At 42.7% G+C, this 24,689-nt stretch carries 21 protein-coding genes, 1 tRNA gene and 1 other RNA gene; 12 read left to right on the top strand and 11 right to left on the bottom strand.

Going from position 1 to position 24,689, the window contains the following annotated elements:
• Window positions 1-72 precede the first annotated feature (72 nt).
• Together dnaX and ABHC48_RS12500 are read right to left on the bottom strand one after the other, a co-directional pair.
• Window positions 73-1,698, bottom strand: a complete 1,626-nt coding sequence (gene dnaX, locus ABHC48_RS12505) for a DNA polymerase III subunit gamma/tau (RefSeq protein WP_195699649.1) — start codon at window positions 1,696-1,698, stop codon at window positions 73-75.
• A gap of 30 nt (window positions 1,699-1,728) precedes the next feature.
• Window positions 1,729-2,808 (bottom strand): ATP-dependent 6-phosphofructokinase, encoded by a 1,080-nt coding sequence (locus ABHC48_RS12500; protein WP_334285695.1) that lies wholly within the window; start codon window positions 2,806-2,808, stop codon window positions 1,729-1,731.
• Window positions 2,809-3,291: 483 nt separating this feature from the next.
• Between ABHC48_RS12500 and ffs the strand changes: the two genes are divergently transcribed.
• Window positions 3,292-3,553: signal recognition particle sRNA large type (ffs, locus tag ABHC48_RS12495), an RNA gene on the top strand.
• A gap of 240 nt (window positions 3,554-3,793) precedes the next feature.
• Here ffs and ABHC48_RS12490 read toward each other — a convergent pair.
• From ABHC48_RS12490 to ABHC48_RS12480, 3 genes are all read right to left on the bottom strand, one after another.
• Entirely contained in the window at window positions 3,794-4,231 is a 438-nt protein-coding gene (locus ABHC48_RS12490; RefSeq protein ID WP_118577971.1) for a GatB/YqeY domain-containing protein, read from the bottom strand.
• Window positions 4,232-4,365: 134 nt separating this feature from the next.
• Entirely contained in the window at window positions 4,366-4,875 is a 510-nt protein-coding gene (gene tadA / locus ABHC48_RS12485) for a tRNA adenosine(34) deaminase TadA (protein ID WP_118577972.1), read from the bottom strand.
• A gap of 127 nt (window positions 4,876-5,002) precedes the next feature.
• A complete protein-coding gene (locus ABHC48_RS12480) occupies window positions 5,003-6,022 on the bottom strand; it encodes a DUF6128 domain-containing protein (protein WP_272067032.1) in 1,020 nt (339 codons plus the stop codon).
• Between the two features lie 238 nt (window positions 6,023-6,260).
• Between ABHC48_RS12480 and ABHC48_RS12475 the strand changes: the two genes are divergently transcribed.
• Window positions 6,261-6,334: transfer RNA gene (locus ABHC48_RS12475), tRNA-Pro, on the top strand.
• Between the two features lie 496 nt (window positions 6,335-6,830).
• Window positions 6,831-6,983: a hypothetical protein gene (locus ABHC48_RS12470; RefSeq protein WP_173715862.1), complete on the top strand. Its 153-nt coding sequence runs from the start codon at window positions 6,831-6,833 to the stop codon at window positions 6,981-6,983.
• 140 nt (window positions 6,984-7,123) lie between these two features.
• On the opposite strand, the gene ABHC48_RS12465 is transcribed toward ABHC48_RS12470, so the two are convergent.
• Window positions 7,124-7,540, bottom strand: coding sequence for a DUF1284 domain-containing protein (locus ABHC48_RS12465; RefSeq protein WP_306467730.1), 417 nt, complete (start codon window positions 7,538-7,540; stop codon window positions 7,124-7,126).
• Complete coding sequence (locus tag ABHC48_RS12460) at window positions 7,524-8,081, bottom strand: biotin transporter BioY (protein ID WP_118577975.1); 558 nt, start codon at window positions 8,079-8,081, stop codon at window positions 7,524-7,526. Before ABHC48_RS12460 ends, ABHC48_RS12465 begins: the two co-directional genes overlap by 17 nt.
• A gap of 165 nt (window positions 8,082-8,246) precedes the next feature.
• On the opposite strand from ABHC48_RS12460, the gene ABHC48_RS12455 reads away from it, so the two are divergent.
• The 5 genes from ABHC48_RS12455 to pduB all read left to right on the top strand — a co-directional run bounded on the left by ABHC48_RS12455 (window position 8,247) and on the right by pduB (window position 14,379).
• The gene (locus ABHC48_RS12455; RefSeq protein WP_195699646.1) at window positions 8,247-8,951 is read left to right on the top strand and encodes a LytTR family DNA-binding domain-containing protein; all 705 of its coding nucleotides are present in this window, start codon (window positions 8,247-8,249) and stop codon (window positions 8,949-8,951) included.
• Window positions 8,952-8,965: 14 nt separating this feature from the next.
• On the top strand, window positions 8,966-9,628 hold the full coding sequence (locus ABHC48_RS12450; protein WP_195699645.1) for a GHKL domain-containing protein: 663 nt from the start codon (window positions 8,966-8,968) through the stop codon (window positions 9,626-9,628).
• A gap of 284 nt (window positions 9,629-9,912) precedes the next feature.
• Window positions 9,913-11,742, top strand: coding sequence for an ABC transporter ATP-binding protein (locus ABHC48_RS12445; protein ID WP_195699644.1), 1,830 nt, complete (start codon window positions 9,913-9,915; stop codon window positions 11,740-11,742).
• Window positions 11,729-13,600, top strand: a complete 1,872-nt coding sequence (locus ABHC48_RS12440) for an ABC transporter ATP-binding protein (RefSeq protein ID WP_195699643.1) — start codon at window positions 11,729-11,731, stop codon at window positions 13,598-13,600. The genes ABHC48_RS12445 and ABHC48_RS12440 overlap by 14 nt, the downstream gene beginning before the upstream one ends.
• Window positions 13,601-13,665: 65 nt before the next feature.
• Complete coding sequence (gene pduB, locus ABHC48_RS12435; protein ID WP_173769799.1) at window positions 13,666-14,379, top strand: microcompartment protein PduB; 714 nt, start codon at window positions 13,666-13,668, stop codon at window positions 14,377-14,379.
• An 89-nt stretch (window positions 14,380-14,468) separates the two neighbouring features.
• Here the strand turns inward: pduB and ABHC48_RS12430 are convergent, their stop codons facing one another.
• The 4 genes from ABHC48_RS12430 to ABHC48_RS12415 all read right to left on the bottom strand — a co-directional run bounded on the left by ABHC48_RS12430 (window position 14,469) and on the right by ABHC48_RS12415 (window position 18,721).
• Window positions 14,469-15,725: a hypothetical protein gene (locus ABHC48_RS12430; RefSeq protein WP_195699642.1), complete on the bottom strand. Its 1,257-nt coding sequence runs from the start codon at window positions 15,723-15,725 to the stop codon at window positions 14,469-14,471.
• Between the two features lie 273 nt (window positions 15,726-15,998).
• A complete protein-coding gene (gene spoVG / locus ABHC48_RS12425) occupies window positions 15,999-16,274 on the bottom strand; it encodes a septation regulator SpoVG (RefSeq protein WP_173715856.1) in 276 nt (91 codons plus the stop codon).
• Between the two features lie 54 nt (window positions 16,275-16,328).
• The gene (glgD, locus tag ABHC48_RS12420) at window positions 16,329-17,447 is read right to left on the bottom strand and encodes a glucose-1-phosphate adenylyltransferase subunit GlgD (protein WP_195477741.1); all 1,119 of its coding nucleotides are present in this window, start codon (window positions 17,445-17,447) and stop codon (window positions 16,329-16,331) included.
• A complete protein-coding gene (locus ABHC48_RS12415; RefSeq protein WP_173769802.1) occupies window positions 17,444-18,721 on the bottom strand; it encodes a glucose-1-phosphate adenylyltransferase in 1,278 nt (425 codons plus the stop codon). The genes glgD and ABHC48_RS12415 overlap by 4 nt, the downstream gene beginning before the upstream one ends.
• A 576-nt stretch (window positions 18,722-19,297) precedes the next feature.
• Between ABHC48_RS12415 and murC the strand changes: the two genes are divergently transcribed.
• The 4 genes from murC to ABHC48_RS12395 all read left to right on the top strand — a co-directional run bounded on the left by murC (window position 19,298) and on the right by ABHC48_RS12395 (window position 24,609).
• Entirely contained in the window at window positions 19,298-20,677 is a 1,380-nt protein-coding gene (gene murC, locus ABHC48_RS12410) for a UDP-N-acetylmuramate--L-alanine ligase (protein WP_195699641.1), read from the top strand.
• 519 nt (window positions 20,678-21,196) lie between these two features.
• A complete protein-coding gene (locus tag ABHC48_RS12405) occupies window positions 21,197-22,378 on the top strand; it encodes a DnaD domain protein (RefSeq protein ID WP_243284521.1) in 1,182 nt (393 codons plus the stop codon).
• A gap of 65 nt (window positions 22,379-22,443) precedes the next feature.
• A complete protein-coding gene (locus tag ABHC48_RS12400) occupies window positions 22,444-23,430 on the top strand; it encodes an ATP-binding protein (protein ID WP_195699640.1) in 987 nt (328 codons plus the stop codon).
• A 3-nt stretch (window positions 23,431-23,433) separates the two neighbouring features.
• Window positions 23,434-24,609, top strand: coding sequence for a ribose-phosphate pyrophosphokinase (locus tag ABHC48_RS12395; protein ID WP_118577986.1), 1,176 nt, complete (start codon window positions 23,434-23,436; stop codon window positions 24,607-24,609).
• Window positions 24,610-24,689 lie beyond the last annotated feature (80 nt).

The raw sequence follows: 24,689 nt of genomic DNA, 5'->3' as shown, positions 1-24,689 counted from the left end.
TTAATTCACTTCTTGTTCGTCGCTTTCACGGCAACTCTTATGTTGCTGCACAAAAATCAAACAGCAACACTCTTATTCTTCTGCATCGTCAGGATCTTCCTCCACAACAACATCCATATGGATATTCTCCCGGAGAGCCTGATCTACAGTAACCTTGGCAAGATTGGTATGGTTGTGTTCTTTTGCCACCACCATCTTAAGTTCTACACTCTTGCCAGTCTGGGCCAGGATGATATTCTTCAGTTCTTCCTCTGCTTCCGGATTATCTACATAGGTTTTTCCAAGGAAATCCTGGAATTCAATGTAGAGAACCGGTTCACCGGTCTGGCCATTGTATTTGGGAATAGACTTCTGGAGCATCTGTTTGAAAATACCGCTGGTCTGACCTACGATCACCTTCCAGCTGGCTACAATCTTCTGCAGATCCTCGGGTGCTGCCTTCTCAGGTGCTGCTGCCATGGCTTCTGCACTGCCATACGATCCGATTCCTGTACTTCCGGCGTTGCCAGTGGCTCCCGGCTGAACAAATACCTGTTGAACAGGCCGCTCGTCCATGCGCTGTTCCAGAACACGAAGACGATCCAGGACAGAATCCAGATTGGTCTCCATCGCCGGACGGCACAGTTTGATCAGGGCAATCTCCACCAAAACACGCTTCTGGGTGGAATAGCGTATCTGACTGGACAGGTCAGAAAAAATACGGATGTAGCGCATCAGCGTCTCTACATCCACCATCTCACTTTCTTCTCTTAGAAGTTTCAGATTCTCAGATGATACATCAATGGCTTCCTCCGGATTCTCGGAGGTTTTTACCAGAAGGAGATTACGCATGTACCAGGTAAAATCTCCCACAAACTGTCCAAGCTCTCTTCCGCCTATGATCAAATCCTCAAGAGTGCGTATCGCACCTGTCACATCTCCCTGGAGCACTTTTCGCAAAAGCTTGCTGAACACTTCCGTATCCACAGCTCCCAGAACCTCCAGGACTTTGTCATAAGTCAGTGTCTGCCCCAGATAAAAGGCAATGCACTGATCCAGAAGGCTTAGTGCATCTCGCATGGAACCGTCTCCGGCTTTTGCCACATAACGGACGGCTTTTTCTTCTGCCTCTACGCCTTCGATTTTCAGAAGTTCATCCAGCCTTGCCGCAATGGTATCAATAGTGATGCGGTGAAAATCGTATCGCTGACATCTGGACAAAATAGTGATCGGTATCTTGTGGGCCTCTGTGGTGGCAAGAATGAAGATAACATAAGACGGAGGTTCCTCCAGTGTTTTCAGAAGAGCATTAAACGCTCCTGTCGAAAGCATGTGAACCTCGTCGATAATGTATACCTTATAGTTTCCCTCAGTAGGACGATAGGCCACCTCCTCACGTATCTCACGGATATTGTCAACGCCGTTATTGGACGCTGCATCAATCTCGATCACGTTCATGGAGGTGCCAGCCTGTATCGCCTTACACATTTCACATTCACCACAGGGACTTCCATTTACCGGATGCTGGCAGTTTACTGCTTTTGCCAGTATTTTTGCAACGGTAGTCTTACCGGTTCCTCGGGTGCCGCAAAACAAATAAGCGTGACCAATACGGTTATGCTTGATCTGATTGGTCAGGGTAGTTACAATGTGATCCTGTCCCTTGACATCGTCAAAATTATCCGGTCTGAACTTCCGGTATAGAGCAGTATAGCTCATTTATGGAAACTCCTTTCTAACAGCAGGGAATCAATCGCCGAAGCTGATTCCGATCTGCTTTGCAGCCTTAACGGTCTGGTCTTTCGGAGAAACCATTTTCAGCTTGCCGGCACATTCTTCAAGAGGTACTCTCTTGATTTTGCCATTTACAATACCGATCATGATGCCATATTCTCCGTCCAGAATAGCCTCTGCTGCTCCTGCTCCGATTCTTGTGGAAAGCACACGATCATATGCACATGGTGCCCCACCTCGCTGTGTATGTCCCGGAACTGTAATGCGTACCTCAGAACCAAGCTTCTGGGTAATCTTGTCTGCAATTTCATAGGATACGGAAGGATACTTCTTCGCGCGGTCTTCCAGCTTTTTCTTGTAATCTTTCTTGGAAAGAAGGGCATCCTCTTTGGAAATGGCGCCTTCTGCCACTGCAAGAATGGTGAAACGCTTGCCAGCTTTAGATCTCTTCTGGATAGCTGCAACTACTTTCTCAATGTCGTATGGGATTTCCGGAATCAGGATAATATCTGCTCCGCCGGCAATTCCTGCGTGCAGAGTAAGGCTTCCTACCTTGTGTCCCATAACTTCTACGATAAATACACGGCCATGGGATGCTGCTGTTGTATGAATGCAGTCGATAGCGTTTGTTGCAATATTTACTGCACTCTGGAACCCGAATGTCATATCTGTACCCCAGATATCATTGTCGATGGTCTTAGGCAGATGGATGATATTCAGACCTTCTTCTCTTAAGAGGTTGGCTGTTTTCTGGGTTCCGTTTCCTCCGAGGATTACAAGACAGTCAAGACAAAGCTTGTAATAAGTCTGCTTCATAGCCTCTACCTTGTCCAGTCCACTGGCATCCGGTACGCGCATAAGCTTAAACGGCTGTCTGGATGTTCCAAGAATAGTTCCGCCCTGTGTAAGGATTCCGGAAAAATCCTTGGATGTAAGCATACGGTATTTGCCGTAGATCAGTCCCTTATATCCATCATCAAATCCGTAAACTTCCAGGTCATCAATGCTGTTTGTAAGCCCTTTTACAACTCCCCGCATGGTGGCATTCAGTGCCTGGCAGTCACCGCCGCTTGTTAATAAGCCGATTCTTTTAATCATAGTACCCTCCATTTCTGTGTCTCTAGAGCGTGTTTCAAAAATCATTCCAGCAAGCTACGCGCTCCAGTAAAAACTACATTTTGAAATTTGATCCGCGAGCTCTGTTCGTTACTGATCACAAAGTGAGCAGTGACCGCTGTTCTGTTACGTCTGGGCAGCGTAAAAATCGCGGGGCAAGTTTGTTTATATTATATAATATTTCCCGTTCTGACACAACAAGTAATTTGCAACCAGATATTTCTGGAGCCGGCTTGTTACTGTTCACTCCGTGACCAGTAACGCGCTTCGCGATGCACAGAAATCATGCATTCGCATGATTTCGCGCCGCAATTCTCGGGTTTTCTGTGAACTTTGTTCACAAAAAACACCTCGCGGAATGTTACCAGTGAACAGTAACGCCGGCTTGACAATACATTAAATTTTTTTGCTGTTTTGCAGCAGTGGCTTGACAAATCCACAGTCTTCCTTTATAATTAAATTCCGCGCAGCCGGGGAGATAGCGGTGCCCTGTACCTGCAATCCGCTACAGCAGGGGTGATGCCAATCTGAGGCTTGTATCTTGTGGAGCTGCCCTTTATAAGTGGCGTTGACGTTTGGGTCTTACGCAACAGGACTCTATGAACCGTGTCAGGACAGGAATGTAGCAGCACTAAGTAGAATCTCCTGTGTGCCGTGAGGGTGCCTGGGCTGAGTTAACTGTAGAGGTAACGTCTGTGAGACCATTCCGAGGTGCGGCGCGCGAAAGAAGAGGATTGTGGAACGTCTGTGAGGACGTTCTTTTTTTGTGTTAAAAAAGATTTCTGCAAAATGGGGCGGGCAAATTACTGGAATGCTTTTTCAAACAGGCTCTGGCGCGGTACGCCCCAGGCAAACAAAAAGACACATATTGTATCAGGGCTGTGAATGTGTTGTTCACGCCATTTTTACAATATGTGTCCTATTTTTAGTTTGCTATTCTATTTTGAATGCAAGCTGTGAAAAATCATTTGCACAGCTCCGCTACGACCTGATTGATCACCTTGCCGTCAGCCTTGCCCTTCAGCTCTGGCATAATAGTCTTCATGATCTGTCCTTTGTTTCCAGAAGCGATCAGGTCTGCATGTTTCTCTGTAAGGTAAGCCTTGATCTCAGAAGCGTCCATCAGCTTTGGAGCGTATTTCGCAATCACATCATATCTTGCCTGATATTCATCTTTCAGATCCTGTCTGGATTCCGGACAGGTGTCGATCTGCTCTTTCACAGATTTCAGCTCTTTCAGGATAACACGGTCAACCAGTTCGCCACTGATATCGTCACGGCAGCCTTCGTCGATTGCCACCTTCTTCACTGCGGAAATCAGGGAAGAGACTGCATCCTTTGTTACTTTATCCTTTGCTTTCATGGCAGCTACCATGTCTTTTCTCAATGCTTCAAGTTCCATTGTATTTTCCTCCTGTCATTTTCTATGTGGTTGTTTACATAATGTTCCACAACGTTCCATCAAATCATAATTCTTTCATCCTGTGGCATTTCAGACGACTTGATGTATTTTTTGCTTTGTTTTTTATCATACCACTAATTTTCTGATTTTCCAACCTGCTCTGCCAAAGATTTTTTCAGCATTTTCTTCTTTTCCCGAAGCTCGCGAAAAAAATCGGAAAGCATGATGGAACACTCTTCCTGAAGAACACCGCGGATTACTTCTACCTTGTGGTTAAAGCCATCCATTTCCAAAAGATTCAGCACAGAACCGGCACATCCTGCTTTTGGATTCATGCTGCCGATAACCACACGGTCAATTCTGGACTGCATAAGCGCTCCGGCGCACATCTGGCAAGGCTCTAAGGTTACATACATCGTGCAGCCTTCCAGTCTCCAGTCTCCTAATTTTTTGCTTGCCTTTTTAATCGCGTTCAATTCTGCGTGAGAAAGGGTATTCTTGTCCGTGTTTCTCCGATTATAGCCTCTTGCAATGATCTGCCCGTTGCAAACGATCACACAGCCAATTGGCACCTCTTCCAATGCCCGGGCTTTCTTTGCCTGGCGAATTGCCTCTTTCATATAACGTTCCTGATCTGTAAGCATTTTTTACCTTTACTTTCTACTACTTTATGGTGAATCTCGGCATTTTTGCCGCTGCGCTGTCATTTTCATTTCAGGCGCCGCAGCGGCAATAGCTTTATTATAGGCAGTTCGCACAGGGATGTCAATTTTAACAACCGGCAGGTGGATCAATCGCACGGTACCAGTACCCTCCCCTGCCTTTTTTCACCTTGATACAGTTGCTTTCTTTGAAGCAGGAAAAGCCGAACATGCCTGCCATAAACTGTTCCTGCTGGTCGTAGCTTCCGGGTACACCAAGTATGTACCGGCCATTTGATCTGTGGCACAGAAGGAGATGTCCGAAATTGTAGTATCCGTATTGCAAAAAACGGTTGTTGCGAAGGGCGCATTGTCTTCTTGGAAAATGGACCAGATCCTGGGGTGTAATTTTCCAGCACTGGTTCAGATCGCTGTCTTGGAACGGGCAGAAGGGCTGACCAAATGGAAGTGCTATGGTTTTCTCCTTTTCCTCTTGTTTTGTATTTACTCTACAGGTAATTTTTTGCTCTGCTTCCCATATTTCCCCCACGGTTGGCTCATCTTTTGCTTGTGGTTCATCACTTATCATTTCTTCTGCTTCCAGCAGATCATCCTGCATTTGTTCCACCACATCCTCCACTTCATGCCTGTCATCTAAATCAGGTGTGGAATCTGTTTCCGGCTTGCTTTCATTCTCCAGCTTTTCTTCTGCTTTCTCTTTTATTATTTCACATACGGTACCAGTTTCTTCTTTCTTTATTATACTTTCCTTAAAATTCTCCGGGCGGATTGTCTGGTCATCCCACTCTGTTCCAAAAAAGCCTCCCGATTCTGTAAGCAAAATCATACCTCCCATTTTTTCCAGAGGAATTCCCGAGCCCCCCATATCCATTCCGTCTGTTTCCACCAGACATTCGATTCTATTTGCCTCCGTTTTGCAGCAGCCCAGCAAAATTCCATTCATCAGTCCCTCTTTTCGCACAAATCCATATACTTTGCACACTTCTCCTGCTGCCAGGTTTCCTACCTGAAGATGTGGTTCAATTGTACACATGTGATTTCTCACTTCCACCTTCATAAAGCCACAATTATCTTCCTTTTTCCCTTTTCGGTATTCATATACATATGCGATAAAACGCCGATATCCCACCAACTGACGCCCTCCCCTTTTTATGCATCTCACTCATTAATGTATATGAAAAAACAGAATTTTCATTCATAAAAACGCATTCTGTTTCACTTGGAACATCTGTTCAAATGAATTAATTTAATTGCCTCTCCCCAAATAAGACCTGGTTAATTTCAATTCTTTTTGAAATTTTTTGAATTTTTTCAATTTTTCTGTTGACAAGCCAGTATATTCTATGTATAATATCACTTGCAGTTGACGAAGTGTGGCTCAGTTTGGTAGAGCGCTGCGTTCGGGACGCAGAGGTCGTGGGTTCGAATCCCGTCACTTCGACTACTTGGCAGGGGCGCCGAAATTCTTGAGGAATCAAGGGTTTCGGTGTTTTTTATGCTCATTTACTGAGTTCTAAAAATGAATGGTTTTAGGAACTTTACGAATTTTACGAATAATATTTTTCCTCTAAGGAAAATGACTGTTTTTTATCAAAAAACCAAGCATTACTGCACCAACTCCCCCCCACAATAGCCTCGAAGAGGCTATTAGTTTGCGTAGGTGCTCGTTCGGGACGCAGAGATTTTGTCGATTTTTGTCAAACTGTTTTTCTTGAAAAAAGTATTTTTATAAGCTATTCTATATTCATCTTATAAGATAAATCTTTATATTTAAGAAATTCTATTTGCTTTCTTTCGAAAGCTATATTCCATTTTAATACTATAATCTGCGCACAGAAAGCAACTATAGGCTTTACACACCGTTCAAATACCGTTACAATAGTTATATCATAATAATTATAGTAAGGACGGTGTTTCATATGATGGAGGATTTCTACATGCCAACTGACATCCAATTTAAAGATGACTTACGAAAAGAAGAGATCAAACTGGAAGAGTTGTTAAGTTTACTAAAGAATCAGGAATATGAGAAGCTTCAGAAAAAGCTAGAACGTGACTTGAAGCGTGTCCGCGAAAGCTTACAGGACTAAAGAGAAAGGGGGCTGGCCCGACAGTCCCCAATTTTCCCACAAGAGCTGGTGAATTTATTCTTTCGAAACTGGGTTTACTTTATTGCTATCCACCTGTAAAATTCCGAAAGATGTTTTTATAAACATAATTCACTGCCTCTTCATTTACTCCACCGACTCGGCTGTTCCTGGCAGATCCGGTTCCACTGGCAATCGCCGCAGATTTTCGTTCTTTTTCCCGTTTCAATGATTTTTTTCTGTACTGCTTCGGTAAATTCCGGGAATGCAAGTTTCTGACCTTCTTTTAAGCCGCATTCTGCCAGCACTGCATTGTCATATCTTTTCACCTTCTCGGCTGCCTCGCAGATTCCCTGGCTATTGTTTGGACAGGCTGAGCAGATTTCGTCAGTTTTTACTGTGAGACAAACATCTGCCCCTTTTGTAAAAAGCTCCAGCATTTCCTGCATATGGGCTGTAAATCCAGTGCTGTAGCCATTTCCGATAAAAAACGCCAGGCACATCCCGTGGTGAGGGCGAATGGGATATGTCTGACGTTCTTTTTTACTGCATTGGTACAAGCTTACGTACCCTTCTGGACAAAACAAATGCCAAAGCAATCTTCACAAGATCAGGAATGATAAATGGAATTACGCACCAGCCCAGTACGGTTCCAATTCCAACAGCTCCTGTTGTACGTGTGTATACAACCATAAACCAGATAGTTCCCATTGCATAGCAGACGATCAGGCCGACTACCATGGAAAGAATCTGAATAACAGGCTTTTTGCCCCAGAGGGATTCCATTGCCCACATTACCAGGGCGGAGAAAAGAAATCCGATGATGTAACCGCCGGTATTGTTAAGAAGAATACCAAGTCCTCCTGAAAATCCTGCAAATACGGGAACACCAATAACTCCAAGTAAAATGTAAACCAGTACAGCCAGGCTGCCTCTCTTTCCACCAAGCACACCAACAGCCATAAATACACCAAATGTCTGTAATGTAAACGGCACTGTCATCGGAATGGAAATCCAGGAACAGATTGCGATCAGTACGGCGAAAATAGCTATGTATGCCAGGTCGTATGTTTTTGTCTTTGTTGCGGTTACGGTACTCATATTCTCCTCCTCGAGTAAATATTATTTTTGTCAGATACAATCTAACACAGTTACGTTACAATTGTCAACCTATTATTTATTTTTGGTTTACAATTCTCTTCGTGAAGAATCTGGACATGTTTCCCGCATACGTGCTATACTTCTGTAAAATGGAGGATTAAAAAATTGTGTCAAACATATAAAATTGCAATTTGTGATGACCTTGCCACAGACAGAAATTATCTTTCTTCTCTGTGCGAAATATGGGGCAGTCATAACAGTTATCATATACAGATTTCAGAATTTACATCAGCCGAAAATTTTTTGTTTCATTATGCCGAGAAAAAAGATTTTGACATCCTTCTCCTTGATATAGAAATGGGCGCTATGGATGGTGTTACCATGGCAAGGAAGCTGCGGCAGGATAATCATACCGTACAAATTATATTCATCACCGGATACGCAGACTATATTTCTGACGGATATGAAGTAGATGCCCTTCACTATCTGATGAAGCCTCTACAAGAAGAGAAGTTCTTTACAGTTCTTGACCGTGCAGTCACGAAGCTTATCAAAAATGAGAAGGTTCTTAACATAATCAGTCAGGGTGAGATGATTCGTCTGCCAATCTGTCAGATCAATTATGCAGAGGTAAACAGCAATTATATTACGATTCACAGTCAACAGACTATCACCCTGAAAATGACCTTAAGCGAATTGGAAAAAAAGCTGGATTCTCATTTTTTCAGAGCGGGACGTTCTGCTTTGATAAATCTGAAAAAAATCAGCCGGGTTACAAAAAAAGAGATTTATTTGCAGGATGGAAGTATAATCCCCCTTCCACGCGGCGCTTATGAGAAGGTTAACCGGGCAATCATTAATATGGACTGATTTGGGAGATTGAAATGCATTTATTTTCGAAAAAAGCAGCTAAAAAAATGGCTGCATATCAGAAGGAACTGATTGAAACTCACTATCAGGAGGTTGATAATATGTACCGCCAGATGCGAGGCTGGCGCCATGATTATCGCAATCATATCCAAACAATGAAGGCTTATGCAGCCACAGAAAACTGGGACGCAATCAGACATTATCTCGATCTTCTTGACAAGGATCTTACCACAGTTGATACTGTGGTAAAAACCGGAAATGCCATGACAGATGCTATTTTAAATTCTAAAATATCACTGGCACGGTCCAAAGATATTCAGGTAATTGCAGATGCTGACATTCCTGTTAAGCTGAATTCCTCTGGGATTGATCTTTGCTGTATTATCGGAAATTTATTTGACAATGCCATAGAAGCCAGCCTGCAGCTTCCCAAAGAAAAACGACTGATCCGCATTTATATGGACATGAAAAACACGCAGTTATACATTTCTTTCACTAATTTTACAGCGGGAAAGAAGTTGAAAAAACAGGGAAATCTTTTTAAAAGTACAAAAGGTGATGGTCATGGTCTGGGGCTGATCCGTATTGATGATATAGTAAAGCGATCTGATGGATATATCAGCCGAAACAGTGAAGAGGGCGCCTTTACCACTGAGATTTTACTGCCCCAGTTATAATTCATCCCCCGAAACATGCAATTCATCCCCGGTTTAATCCGGGGATATTTTTTCTGGTAAAATCATATTAAGAATCTTTTTAATGATACCAGAGTCAAAAGGTCAAAAAGCCGATGCAAGCTCGCTTGCAAGAGGATTTTTGACCTCTTGACCCGCAAAAAACATGAGTAAGTAGCCATTTTCCGAAGAAAAATGAGCGGATTACGAATGTTTTTGAAGATTGCGGGAGTGCAAAGCACGTAGCAATCTGGTATCAAAAGAAAAATAAGAAAGAAGGGAAAATCATGTTTCAAAAAAATCCTGTATCAAAATACAGTACTTTTCAAAATATATGGTTCATGATTAAACTTGCCTGCACTTCTCAGGAGAAGAAAGTTCTGGTGATCAGCTTTTTTATCGCACTGTTAACCATTATACAGAACCTTCTTAACCTTTATGTTTCTCCTGTCATATTAAGTGCAATAGAAAATCATGTTTCCATTCAGGAACTGCTTTTTACAATTGTAATTTTTGTGCTTATGATAATGCTGGTATCAGCTGCATTGGCTTATGCAAATCAAAACGTAATTTGCGGACGGATCAGTGTCCGTTGTGAGATTGTAAATCTTTTAAACAAAAAAGCATCCACAACATCTTATCCCAATATAGACGATATGAAATTCAAAAAATTACTGACCAAATCGGCCGAATATACGGACAATAACGATCAGGCCACTGAAGCAATCTGGAATACACTAACTGTACTTTTGATCAATATTGTCTGTTTTTTTATTTACGCCGGTCTTCTTACACAAATTCATCCAATTCTGATTTTGGTCATTCTGTCAACTGCCGGAATCAGTTATTTTATCTCTCAAAGATTAGATGAATATAAGTATCAACATCGGGAGGAAGAAGCTGAATATATACATCAAATGGCATATTTATTAAACCGTGCAGCTGACTTTGGTGCAGCAAAAGATATCCGCATTTTCGGTCTTCGTTTCTGGCTGGAAGAATTATACAGCAAAACAGCCAGGGAATTTACAGCATTTCATCGAAAAGCAGAAAATGTTTATATCTGGGCTGGAATTGCAGATTTGACTTTTACTTTTCTGCGCAATGGAGCGGTCTACGCATATTTAATTTATTTGGTATTATACCGCGGTCTTGATGTGCCTGCTTTTTTGCTTTATTTTACTGCAGTGGACAGTTTTTCAGGCTGGATTACAGGAATTCTGGAAGGACTTGGCACATTGCACCGACAGTCTCTTGATATTTCCACGGTCCGGGAATGTCTGGATTATCCGGAATTATTCCGTTTCAAAGATGGACTTACCTTAAATCAGAACGCTAAAAATAATTATGAAATTGTTTTGGAAAATGTTTCATTTCGCTATCCAGGAGCTGAAACAGATACTTTAAAAAATATAAATCTTACCTTACATCCAGGAGAAAATCTGGCAGTTGTAGGTCTTAATGGTGCTGGAAAAACTACGTTGATCAAAATAATCTGTGGGTTTCTTGATCCCACAAAGGGACAGGTAAAATTGAATGGAACAGATATCCGAAACTATAACAGAAAAGACTATTATAAGCTGTTCTCGGCAGTGTTTCAGGATTTTTCATTGTTAGCGGGAACCATTGCAGAAAATGTGGCGCAAACAGAAAATTTCGACCTGAAACAGGTGAAAAATTGTATCAAAAAAGCCGGCTTGCTTCCAAAAATAGAAGCTCTTCCAGATAAGTATCAAACCTTTCTGAATCGTGAGGTTTACAAAAATGCAATTATGTTTTCGGGTGGAGAAACACAGCGCCTTATGCTCGCCCGCGCATTATATAAAGATGCCCCTTTTATTATATTGGACGAACCAACTGCCGCACTCGATTCCATTGCTGAAGCAGACATTTATCAGAAATATGACGAAATGACAAAAGGAAAATCCTCAGTTTATATCTCCCATCGGCTCGCTTCTACCAGATTCTGCAGCAGAATCTTAATGCTGGAGCAGGGAGAAATACAGGAAGAAGGAACTCACGAAGAGCTGTTAAGGCAAAGTGGAAAATACGCTGCTCTCTATGAGGTTCAAAGCAAATATTACAGGGAAGGAGATGGGGAAAATGAAGACAAATGAGAAAAACATATCGTTAAAAGAAGCACTGCAGCTTAATCACAGATCATATAAGCTTTTTTACCGATATTATCCAAAATTAATTCTTTCCCAAATCAGTCTGACCATCTGGAAAGCACTGACTCCCTATATAATCATATATTTATCTGCACTTGTTATTGAAGAACTTGCAGGCGACCGAAGCCCTGACCGCATTCGTTTTCTGGTAACGATTACTTTATTATCCGGAGCAGGAATCAGCTTGATATCTGCATTTCTTAAAAAATGGAAAAGGACTTGGAGCGCAGGTCTTGGAATGAAAATCAAGCGAATTTTGTGCGAAAAACTTTTTGATATGGATTACTGTGATTTAGATGATAGCAAAACTATGGAGTTATATTCTTCCATTATTCAAAATCTCAATGGACCTGGGTGGGGACTATACAATGTTCTGTTAAATTATGAAGCTCTGTGTTCAGAAGGATTTTCGATCATTTGTGGCTTATCCATGACCATTTCCCTTTTCACCAGCCAGATTCCAAAAACAGCAGAAAAACTTGTTATTCTTAACAATCCGGTATGTGTAACAGCCATAATTTCTGTTATGGTACTGATTACCTGGTTTTCGCCTGTACTCGCTGGAAAGGCAGGAAAATACTGGGTCAGAAGTGCAGATCTGCATACCTTTTCCAATCGTTTGTTTGCATATTACGGACGTCTGGGCTATGATAGCAAAAAGGCAGCGGATATGCGGATTTACCAACAGGAAAAAATATGCGAAAAGCATAATCTGAGCAAAGAAAATCCTTTCGGTTCCAAGGGATTATTTGCCAGATATGGAAAGGGACCTGTTGGATTTTACATGGCAGCGTCTTCCGCAGTATCTGTAATTTTCACAGGGATTGCCTATGTTTTTGTATGCTTAAAAGCCTGGACAGGTGCCTTTGGAATCGGAGCGGTTACAAAATATATTTCCTCTATTACGAAAATATATTCAAGTGTATCCGGCTGTATCTCCACCATTGAAGATATGCAAAACAATGCTGTTTTTCTGAAACAGACATTTGAATTTCTGGACATTCCCAATAACATGTATCAGGGAAGCCTGACTACTGAAAAACGCAGTGACCGAAAGTATGAAATAGAATTTCGAAATGTTTCTTTCCGATATCCGGGATGTGAACAATATGCCCTTCGAAATATTAATTTGAAATTTAAAATCGGTCAGAAGCTGGCTGTCGTTGGTATGAATGGAAGTGGAAAGACTACGTTTATCAAACTCCTATGTCGCCTTTACGATCCTACAGAAGGAAAAATTCTTCTTAACGGAATCGATATCCGAAAATATAATTACAAAGAATATATGATGATTTTTTCCGTGGTATTTCAGGACTTCAAACTTTTTTCCCTGACTCTTGGAGAAAATGTAGCCGCCAAAATCAATTATGACGAAGAAGAAGTAAAAAGTGCTCTAAAGAAATCCGGATTTTACAATCGCCTTTCCACAATGCCAGAAGGTCTGAATACTTATCTCTACAAGGATTTCAATAAAAAGGGAATTATCATTTCCGGCGGAGAGGCTCAGAAAATAGCTATTGCAAGAGCTATTTATAAGAATGCCCCTTTTATTATATTGGACGAACCGACTGCAGCTCTTGATCCCATTGCGGAAGCTGAAATATATGAAAAATTTAATGAAATAACAGGCGATAAAACTGCCATTTATATCAGTCATCGTCTGTCTTCCTGCAAATTTTGCGATAAAATAGTTGTATTTCATGAAGGATCTGTGATTCAGACTGGAACTCACCAGGAGCTTGCTGCCGATAAAAGTGGAAAATATTTCCAACTATGGACGGCGCAGGCGCAATATTATAGATAAACAGCTTTTCAATTTCCCTTAATCATGTTAAACTAAGGAAAAGTAATGCTACGGAGGTTTTTTCCATGGACGTACACAGTATCAGTACCAAATGCGCCCGCACTGAATTTGTGGGAACTGCTGTTCTGGATACCATCGGACTTGTAATTTCAGGAGTTGATGATACTCTTTTAAAGGAAATGAATATAGGGACACGCTATCATACCCTTGGACTTTTCAGTTCCCGTACAGGTGCAGCAGGTCAGATCACTGCTGTCGATGATGCGGTGAAAGCCACTGGCACAGAGGTTCTTTCCATTGAATTTCCACGGGATACCAAAGGCTGGGGTGGACACGGCAACTATATTGTGATTGGCGGAAATGATGTTTCAGATGTGCGCCACGCTATTTCGCTGGCGCTGGAACTAACTAATAAGTATGCAGGAGAATTATATATCAGCGAATCCGGTCATTTGGAGTTTGCTTTTTCAGCCAATGCAGGCGGTGCTCTTGCCATGGCCTTTCACGCAGTTCCAGGGGAAGCTTTCGGATTCATGGCAGGTTCTCCGGCAGCGATTGGACTTGTAATGGCAGACACTGCAATGAAGGCTTCTGCAGTTCATATTACACGCTATATGACACCGAGTATCGGTACAAGCCATTCCAATGAAGTTATCCTTGCCCTCTCCGGAGATGCCAGTGCTGTGAAAGAGGCTGTACTCCAGGCAAGACAGATCGGCCTGGAACTGCTGATCGGAATGGGAAGCTATCCGGAAATTCCGGGAGAACCGTATTTATAACAATCCCCCCTATATATTATTGCAGACAAATGCCCTGACAGGCAGAAGATTTTAATGATCTTAATCCTGTCAGGGCGTATTCTTTTTCCTTAATTCAGTCTGTAAACCTCCGCACTCTGAAGTCCAAATGCAAGTGCCTCTGAATGGCTGTTAAAATAAATATCCACATGTCCGTAAGGTGTTCCAAGATCCTCCACTGTATACACATTTCCATTGATCAGGAGCTGAGTTCCGAATGGCACACCAGCCATGGCAACGGTTCTTCCCGCTGTAGGAACAGTTCCGCTGGCTGTCAGGTTTCCTGCTGTTCCGCAGCACTGTGCACAGTTACAGTATGCGGTGAGAGTAAAGGTTCCAAGGTAGGTTCCCTGTGAAGATGAACTGCTGCCCTCGGAAGAACTGTCGGAGCTTTCACTGCTGTCCGATGACTCGGTATAAGAATCATCATAGGCACTGCTGTCATCTGCGTCCTGATTGGAATCACTTTCAGACTCGCTGTAGTCATCGTAGGATTCCTCTGTGCCATAGTTTCCCCCGTCACTTGGTGACTGGGCGGCAGCCTCAGCTTCCTGGGCTACCTGCGCCTCCTGGGCTGCTTTCTCTGCCTCTGCAGCCTGCAAAAGGCTGTAAATACTGCTGTCTGCATTACTGATCTGTGTATTTAAAGCACTGATTTCATCCTGGCTGGCACTGATCTGATAAATATAGGACTGAATGTTCTCATTTGTGCTTGCAGTAAGTGCCTGTACCTCTTGCTGTTTGGCAGATTTCTCTGCCAGAAGTTCATTAATATTCTGAGCTTCCTCTTCTGCCTGCTCTTCCTGGGTCTTGATATCTGCCTGAAGGGCTTTATATTTAGCAAGCATGTTTCTGTCATACTGGGAAATCTGGGCTATATTCTCTGCACGGTTCAGAAACTGAGCCAGATCTTCTGAGGACAAAAGCAGCTCCAGCATGGAAGCACTTCCATTCTCATACATGTATACAATACGCTTCTTCATATCCTGATACTGCTTGTCCGCTGTGGCCTTGGCTTCCTCAAGCTGGGTATTCAGGGTTTTCAGCTCTTCTTCTTTCTCCGCTGCCTGAATTCCAAGCTCAGATACACTGTTGGTAAGGTCTGTATACTGAGCATTCAGCTCTTCCAGATAGCTTTCAAGCTCCTGCTTCTTGCTCTCCAGAGATGCCATGTCGGACTGCTGCTGTGCCAGTTCTGCCTGCGCAGCTTCTTTCTGTGCCTGTACATCAGCGATCTGTTCCTCCGTAGAAGCAGCAAATACTGCCCCAGGCATAGAAACAGTCATGATTCCAGTTAACAGCATTGCAAAAATCTTTTTAAATCTCATCTATGTAAACACCTCGTTATTTTTTTCGTAGGTCAAGTATAACATATTCCGTAATTTTTTCAACACTTTTATTTAATTTTTTGTAACATTTACGTAATATTTCACGATTTTCCAGAATCTAGAAAGATAATAAATACATGGTTATAGAACAAATTCAGGCACAGTATACCGTGAAATAGTTTGGGCAAATCACAGGAATGTTTTTGCAAAAAAACACCCCGCATTTCATGAAACTCTCCATAAAATGCGGGGTTGTAAAAACCTCTTTACTTCTTATACCGCAGCTTCTTCCTCTGCTACAGCTTCCTGGTATTTCTCGAGAATGATCGTCTGGATCTTATCACGAGTGGAAGAATTGATAGGATGTGCGATATCCCGATATTCTCCATCGGTTGCTTTGCGGCTTGGCATTGCGATGAAAAGACCTTTCTCTCCTTCGATCACCTTGATGTCATGTACTACAAATTCTTCATCAATGGTAATGGAGACTACGGCTTTCATCTTCCCCTCCTTTGCAACCTTTCTCACCCGTACGTCTGTAATGTTCATTTTTGCTGCCCCTTTCCTCTTAATCGCATTTACTGCGCTTTAAGTCTTATTATATTACAAGCTATATCTATCATTTTTCTCCACAACGATCTCTACTTCTCCATCCCCGCTGTAGTAAGAATTTGCCCGGATGGTTCCTCGGCTTTCAACGATACAATTCTCGATATGTGTATTATCCCCCAGATATACATCATTCAAAATTACGGAATTTTTAATTACGCAATTATTTCCAACATAAACATCTTTAAACAGGACAGAGTTCTCAACCACTCCGTTTACAATACATCCACTGGAAATCAGAGAATTCTTAACATCTGCACCAGGATTGTATTTAGCCGGTGGAAGATCATCAATCTTGGTCTTAACTGCCGGCTCCTGTTTGAAGAAGTAGTTACGGATCTCCGGTTTCAGGAAATCCATGTTGGTCTTATAGTAAGATTCAACAGTGGAGATATTGCTCCAGTAGCTGTCGATCTTATATCCATAGATTCTCTTCAGATTCTTATAACGGATCAGAATATCTTTTACGAAGTCATTTCGACCTTCCTGTGCAGCCTTCTCAATCAGTTCGATCAGCTGTCTTCTTCGGATCACATAAATGCCTGTAGAAATAGTATTATATGGGGAAACCATTGGTTTCTCCTCAAATTCTTCAATCCTGCAATCCTCATTCATACGAAGGACACCGAAACGCTCAACCTCGGAAGGATCCGGACATGTAGTGCATACAACGGTAATGTCAGCGCGTTTCGCAATGTGATATTCCAGAACCTTGTTATAGTCCATCTTGTACACGCAGTCACCAGATGCGATGACAACATATGGCTCATGACTGTTCTTCAGGAAATTGAGATTCTGATAAATAGCATCTGCAGTTCCCTGATACCAGAAACCGTTTTCTTTGGTGATAGTAGGAGTAAATACGAAAAGACCGCCCTGCTTTCTTCCGAAATCCCACCATTTGGAGGAGCTTAAATGCTCATTCAGGGAACGTGCATTGTACTGAGTCAGTACAGCTACTTTCTGAATGCGGGAGTTCGCCATATTACTCAGGGCAAAATCTATGCTTCTGTAGCTTCCGGCAATAGGCATTGCTGCAATTGCCCTTTTGTCTGATAATTCTCTCATGCGGTTATTGTTACCGCCGGCTAAAATAATTCCGATTGCTCTCATGCTTTGTCACCGTCCTTTGTTGCAATTACCTGTCCGCTTTCCAGAATGCCATCCGGATAATCTGCCGGAGTGGTCACACCGGAAATCGCCGTGTTCTTTCCAATCTTAACATTATCCGGAATCACGGAGCCTTCTCCTATGGTCGCAATGCCAAATGCATATACCGCAGGTTTCTTTATATTAGGTGCTTCCTCGCCGCAGCCAAGAACCACGTCATTTCCTATGGTTACGTCCTCTGCCACAATTGCCTTTTCCATGTCTACATTCTCACCGATGATTGTATTCCGCATGATAATAGAATCCCGGATCACACTGCCTTTTCCGATCACAACATTCGGTCCGATTACAGAATTATGTACTTCGCCATAGATTTCAGAGCCTTCACCGATGAGACATCTGTCCAGAACGGCCTCCTCTGAAATATACTGTGGCTGGATGATATCGCCCTTGGTGTAAATCTTCCAGAATTCCTCATAAAGATTAAACTCAGGAATAATATCAATCAGTTCCATATTTGCTTCCCAGTAGGAACCAAGAGTTCCAACATCTTTCCAGTAGCCATTGTATTCATAGGCAAAAAGGCGCTGTCCTTTATCCTTGCAATATGGAAGAATATGTTTACCAAAGTCACAGCTCTGCTGATCCTTCAGTGCGTAAAGCGCTTCCTTCAGAACCGGCCAGCTGAAAATATAAATTCCCATAGACGCCAGATTGCTGCTTGGATGCTCTGGTTTCTCCTCAAATTCAGTTACTCGGAAAGTCTCATCCGTTACCATGATACCAAAACGGCTGGCTTCCTCAATAGGTACAGGCATACAGGCAATGGTCACATCCGCCTTATTTGCCTTGTGGAAGTCAAGCATAACCTCATAATCCATCTTATATATATGATCTCCTGAAAGGATAAGCACATAATCGGGATTGTACTGCTCCATATACGCCATATTCTGGAAAATGGCATTGGCTGTTCCTGTGTACCACTCGCTGTTTGTGCTCTTCTCATAAGGTGGAAGTACGGTTACACCGCCTTCAGTTCTGTCCAGGTCCCACGGAACACCGATACCGATATGGGTATTCAGTCTTAGAGGCTGATACTGTGTCAGGACTCCAACTGTATCAATTCCTGAATTAATACAGTTACTTAACGGAAAATCAATGATACGGTACTTACCTCCAAAAGCTACTGCTGGTTTGGCCACTTTTTCTGTCAGTACCCCAAGTCTGCTGCCTTGGCCGCCGGCTAAGAGCATGGCAATCATTTCTTTTTTAATCATGCTATCACCTCTTGTTGTAGTTATGATTTATCATTATACCATACTTCCTATGTTTAATAAACATATTTTACAAATTATTTGTTGATATTTTATTTTTTTTATCGTTATTGTACATGTTTTTTCGACACAAATAAAACTTCGACCACTATTTTTTATTCATTTTGCACAGTAGTGTCACTGTCCTTTGGGGACTGTCTGAAAAAGGTATTCGGCATGATATGCAGCGCAAAGCGTATTACCGGTCATAGAGTGAACCATAATGGGAATCTTAGTTACTGTTCACTGGTAATGTTCAACGAGGTGTTTTTTGTGAACAAAGTTCACAAAAAACCCGAGAATTGCGGCGCGAAATCATGCTTTGCATGATTTCTGTGCATCGCGAAGCGCGTTACTGTGAATGAAGTAGACAGTAACGAATCTTATATTGGTTACCGACTATCCAAAGAAATACTTTGCAATTTTCACAGTTCGGGGTATAATAAATGAAAGTAATTGTAAAAATTCATAACGATTCAGAAGGCTTTCCCTTCAATAATATTGAATCGCTGTAAAAATGATTAGTATAAGGAGATTAACATGTATCAGATAGACTTCCATAAACCGCTTCATATCCATTTTATCGGTATTGGCGGAATCAGCATGAGCGGACTTGCTGAGATCCTTCTCGGCGAGGACTTCAAGGTTTCCGGCTCTGATTCCAAAGAAAGCCCGCTTACGGATTCCCTTACCAGGAAAGGTGCACGCATCTTTTACGGACAACGCGCTTCCAATATTACAGACGATGTAGAACTTGTAGTTTACACTGCAGCCATTCATCCGGATAACCCGGAATATGCCAGTGCAGTGGAAAAAGGCATTCCAATGCTGACCAGAGCCCAGCTTCTTGGTCAGATCATGCGCAACTACGATACCCCAATCGCAGTTTCCGGAACCCATGGCAAGACCACCACTACTTCCATGATCTCCCAGATTCTTCTGGAAGCAGATGCGGATCCGACCATCAGTGTTGGCGGCATTCTTCCTTCTATCGGGGGAAATATCCGAGTAGGTCAGTCCGAAACATTTGTCACAGAAGCCTGTGAGTATACCAACAGCTTTTTAAGCTTTTTCCCGAAGATCAGTGTGATCCTGAACATTGATGCTGACCATCTGGACTTTTTTAAGGATATTGACGACATCCGTCATTCCTTCCGCAAATTTGCCAAGCTGCTTCCCGCAGACGGAGCCCTGATCATCAATGCGGATACGCCGCATTATCAGGATATTATCAAAGACCTTTCATGCAAAATTATTACATATGGTCTGGAGCATGAAGCTCAGTATCAGGCCACAGATATCACTTATGACAAATATGGACATGCATCCTTTACCGTTCTGAAGGATGGCAGAAAGGCCGGCAGTTTCTATCTGAAAGTTCCTGGCAGCCACAATGTTTCCAATGCCCTGGCAGCAATTGCTCTGGCTCGGCTTCTTCAGATTCCGGATGATGTCATTGTCAAAGGACTTGGCAGTTTCACAGGAACAGATCGCCGTTTCCAGTATAAAGGCGAAGTAGCAGGCGTTACCATTGTTGATGATTATGCGCATCATCCAACAGAAATCCAGGCTACTTTAAACGCTGCACACAATTATCCACACAAGAAGCTGTGGTGCGTATTCCAGCCTCATACTTACACACGTACCAAGGCTCTTCTTCCGGAATTTGCACAGGCTCTTAAGCTTGCCGATCATGTGGTTCTGGCAGACATTTATGCAGCAAGAGAAACAGATAATCTTGGAATCTCTTCCAAGGATCTGCAGGCACGGATCCAGGAGCTTGGTACTCCATGCGAATATTTCCCAACCTTTGATGAGATTGAGAATTTCCTGCTGAATAATTGTGAAGCCGGAGATCTGTTGATCACAATGGGTGCCGGAGATGTTGTTAAAATCGGAGAACAGTTACTTGGAAAATAATTGATTGCAATTTCAGCGGTTGTCATGTCCTTTTAAGACCTGGCATCCGCTGTTTTTGTTTTACCATTTTTATTGTCTCTGATCTGTTTTTCCTGGCAAAACGTGCATACCTTCTCATATCCACGGTCACAGACTGTTTTTGCCAAAAATAATTATCCACATTGAAAAAAGCTTGGAAATTCAAGCAATTTAATAATTATCCACATTATCCACAGGCTTATGCACATTTTTGCACTGGCCTGCATGTGGATTCTTATGTGTATAAAGTGCTTAACATAATACTACGACATAACTCGACAAAAATCACAGTTTTTCTTTAATTTTCCGCATTTTTCGGGTTTCCCATAAACATTATGTGCAACTTGGTTTCCACATTATCCACATTATCCACATAGTAGTCCACACACATTTTGTAAAAATCCAGGCAAAAAATCTCCTATTCTCATTTAAAAAGGGGTGTGCTATAATGCAAACACAATGAACAGTGATGATTCATATTCCCAGATAAGGAGTGTTCCTATGATCAGGTTACATAGTACAGGGCTTAATGATGCCACCATTTTATCCAATATTTTTATCGACCGTTTTATGCCAAAGGCAAATGGAGAATTTGTAAAGGTCTATATTTATCTGCTCCGTATGCTTGGCCGCCCGGAGGAAGCTTTCGGGCTTTCCCAGATGGCAGACTCCCTGTTCTGTACAGAAGGAGATATCCTCCGTGCGCTGAAATACTGGGAGTCTGAGAAGCTGGTTACCCTCTTATACGAAGAAGCTGAATTGACAGGAATTACCTTACAGGCACCGTGGAATGAAGCAAATATGCTGGCTACGGTGGCTCCTGCAGGTATCTGTAACGCCGGTTCGCTCAGCGATGTGCCTGATACTTATCACATATCTGCCCCTGAATCCCCAGCCGTCATTCCCAATGCTCCTACTGATAACCCATTGCAGACTGACCAGATTTCCTACCGCAGCGCAGATCTGCCTGTCACACCTTCCTCCAAACCACTTTCCGAAACGAAAGCGCTTACCCCGGATCGGGTGAAGGAGCTGAAACAGAATGAAGATATTATCCAGCTTCTTTACATTGCCGAGCAATACCTCGGCAAAACGCTCACCCCCACAGAGACACGCAAAATCCTGTTTTTCTACGACGAGCTGCACATGTCTGTAGATTTGATCGATTATCTGATCGAATACTGTGTAGGACGTGACCACCGCAGCATCCGTTATATCGAGACGGTTGCCATGGCATGGAAGGAGGAAGGAATTACCACAGTTGAAATGGCAAAGGATTCCACCTCCCGCTACAGCAAAGAATATTTTTCTGTTCTGAAAGCGATGGGAATTGCCAACCGCAATCCTTCAGACGCGGAAATTTCGCTGATCAATACCTGGACCAGGGACTATGGTTTTGCCATGGAATTGATTCAGGAAGCCTGCTCACGGACAATTCTGCAGACTGGACAGCCAAGTTTTCCATATGCAGACAAAATTCTGCAGCGCTGGAAGGATAAAAACATCCGAACTTTAGGGGATGTCCGTCTTCAGGATGCCCAGCACCAGAAGCGCAAACTGGAAAAAGCAGTGTCGAAAGCAGACAAGCCAAAATCTGCAACTCCAAACCGCTTTAACAATTTCCATCAGCGTGACTACGATTTTGCTGAATATGAGAAGAAACTGCTTAATAAACCAAATTAAATCCTGGAAACAGATTTTTCTTTAAAACACATACGAACGTCTTACAACCTGGAAGGAGAATTTACATGCCCTTACAGAATTACCAATACGATACTATAATGCGGGAATACAACCGTCGCCAGGCCCGGAATCGCCGCATACAGGAAGAGCATCTTGCTGAAGCCTATGAGAAAATTCCCCGTCTACGTGAAATTGATGAGGAAGTAGCTACTTTAAGTGCCAGAAAGGCCCGGGCCCTGATCAGCCGCCAGGAAGTCGGCATTGAAGATCTTCGCACTGATATTGCCCTGCTTTCCCAGGAACGCACTGCATTACTGCTTTCTTCCGGCTATCCTGCTGATTATTTGGAGATGAGCTACACCTGCCCTCTTTGCCAGGATACTGGCTATATCGGCAGCCAGAAATGCTCCTGTTTCAAGAAGGCAGAGATCGAACTTCTGTATACACAGTCAAATTTAAAAGAAATTCTTGAAAAAGAGAACTTTGACCACTTTTCTTTTGACTTTTATTCTGATACAATAACAAATGATTCAACGGGACTCACCGAACGTGAGACTGCACGTCGCGCGTATAAGATGGCGAAGGAATTTGTCGCTGACTTTGATAATTCTTTCCAGAACCTGTTTTTCTACGGCGACACAGGTGTGGGCAAGACCTTTCTTTCCCACTGCATCGCTCACGATCTTCTGGACAGTGCACACTGTGTACTTTATTTTTCTTCATTCGAGCTTTTTGATTTTCTTGCAGGCTCTGCTTTTTCCAGAGGCAGCGACGCTCCCGATGATGAACCGATTTTTGACTGTGACCTGCTGATTATTGATGACCTGGGTACAGAGCTTACCAACAGCTTTGTATCTTCACAGCTTTTCCTGTGCATCAATGAGCGGATCATGCGCAAGAAATCTACGATTATTTCCACAAACCTGAAGCTGGAAGATTTCTCAGCAACTTATTCTGAGAGAACCTTTTCCCGCATCGCCAGCAACTATCAGATGACCAAGCTTGTGGGAAAAGATATCCGCATTCAGAAAATTTTTTTAGGAGGAAAGTAAAGAATGGCACAAGAAGAATTGACTACACTTCCCGTTGGAAGACTGGGATTAGTTCCTTTGGAAAGCTGCAGGAGCCTTGGACAGAAAGTCGACGAATGGCTCGTTAAGTGGCGTAAGGAGCGTGAGCATTCAGAATCAGATTCTTTCGCCTTTGAAGGATACAAAAGAGATTCCTATACAATCAAAGTTCAGAACCCTCGTTTCGGTTCCGGAGAAGGTAAATGTGTGATCACCGAGTCCGTACGAGGAGATGATGTTTATATTCTTGTAGATGTATGTAACTACAACATCTCATATCCAATTGGCAAATACACCAACCTAATGTCTCCGGATGATCATTATCAGGATCTGAAGCGTGTAATTGCAGCTATTGGAGGAAAGGCCCGCCGCGTGAATGTAATCATGCCATACCTTTATGAGGGTCGTCAGAGCAAGCGTATTGGAAGAGAGTCTCTTGACTGTGCTACTTCCCTTCATGAACTGATAAATATGGGAGTTGAAAATATTATCACTTTCGACGCACATGACCCACAGATTCAGAATGCCACCCCACTTCATGGATTTGAGACTGTTCAGCCTTCTTATCAATTTATCAAGGCTCTTCTTAACCATGAGCAGGGACTTCACATTGACAATGAGCATTTTATGATCATCAGCCCGGATGAGGGCAGCATGAGCCGTGCGATCTATCTTGCAAACATCCTGGGTGTTGATATGGGCATGTATTACAAACGCCTTGACTACTCCAAGAATGTAGGAGGAAGACATCCGATTGCAGCCTATGAGTTCCTTGGTCCAAATGTAGCAGGCAAGGATATGATCCTGATTGATGACATGATCTCTTCTGGTGACACTATCCTGAAGATTGCTTCTCTTCTTAAGGACAGGGGTGCCGGCAGAATTTACCTTTGCTCCACTTTCGGTCTGTTTACAGACAACCTTAAGAAATTCGATGAAGCACATGCTGCTGGCGTGTTTGACAAGCTTCTCACTACCAATATGGTATATCAGTCTGAGGAACTTCTTGCAAAACCATATTACATTTCCTGTGATATGAGCAAATACATTGCACTGATCATTGATACACTGAATCATGATATGTCTGTAAGCCATCTGCTGAATCCAGTTGACAGGATTAAACGCTGTGTAAACAAATATATGGCACAGTATGAGAAATAAATAAAATAATTTGAGGCTGACCCTTCCAGGTGTCAGCCTCTTGTTTTGTTATCATTTATTTGTAACTGTTCAATACTTTC

This window comes from Ruminococcus sp. 1001136sp1 (assembly GCF_039841815.1).
Taxonomy (GTDB): Bacteria; Bacillota; Clostridia; order Lachnospirales; family Lachnospiraceae; genus Blautia_A; species Blautia_A faecis.
Note: the sequence above shows the minus strand (reverse complement) of the source record. Positions and strands in the feature narration are given on the sequence as shown.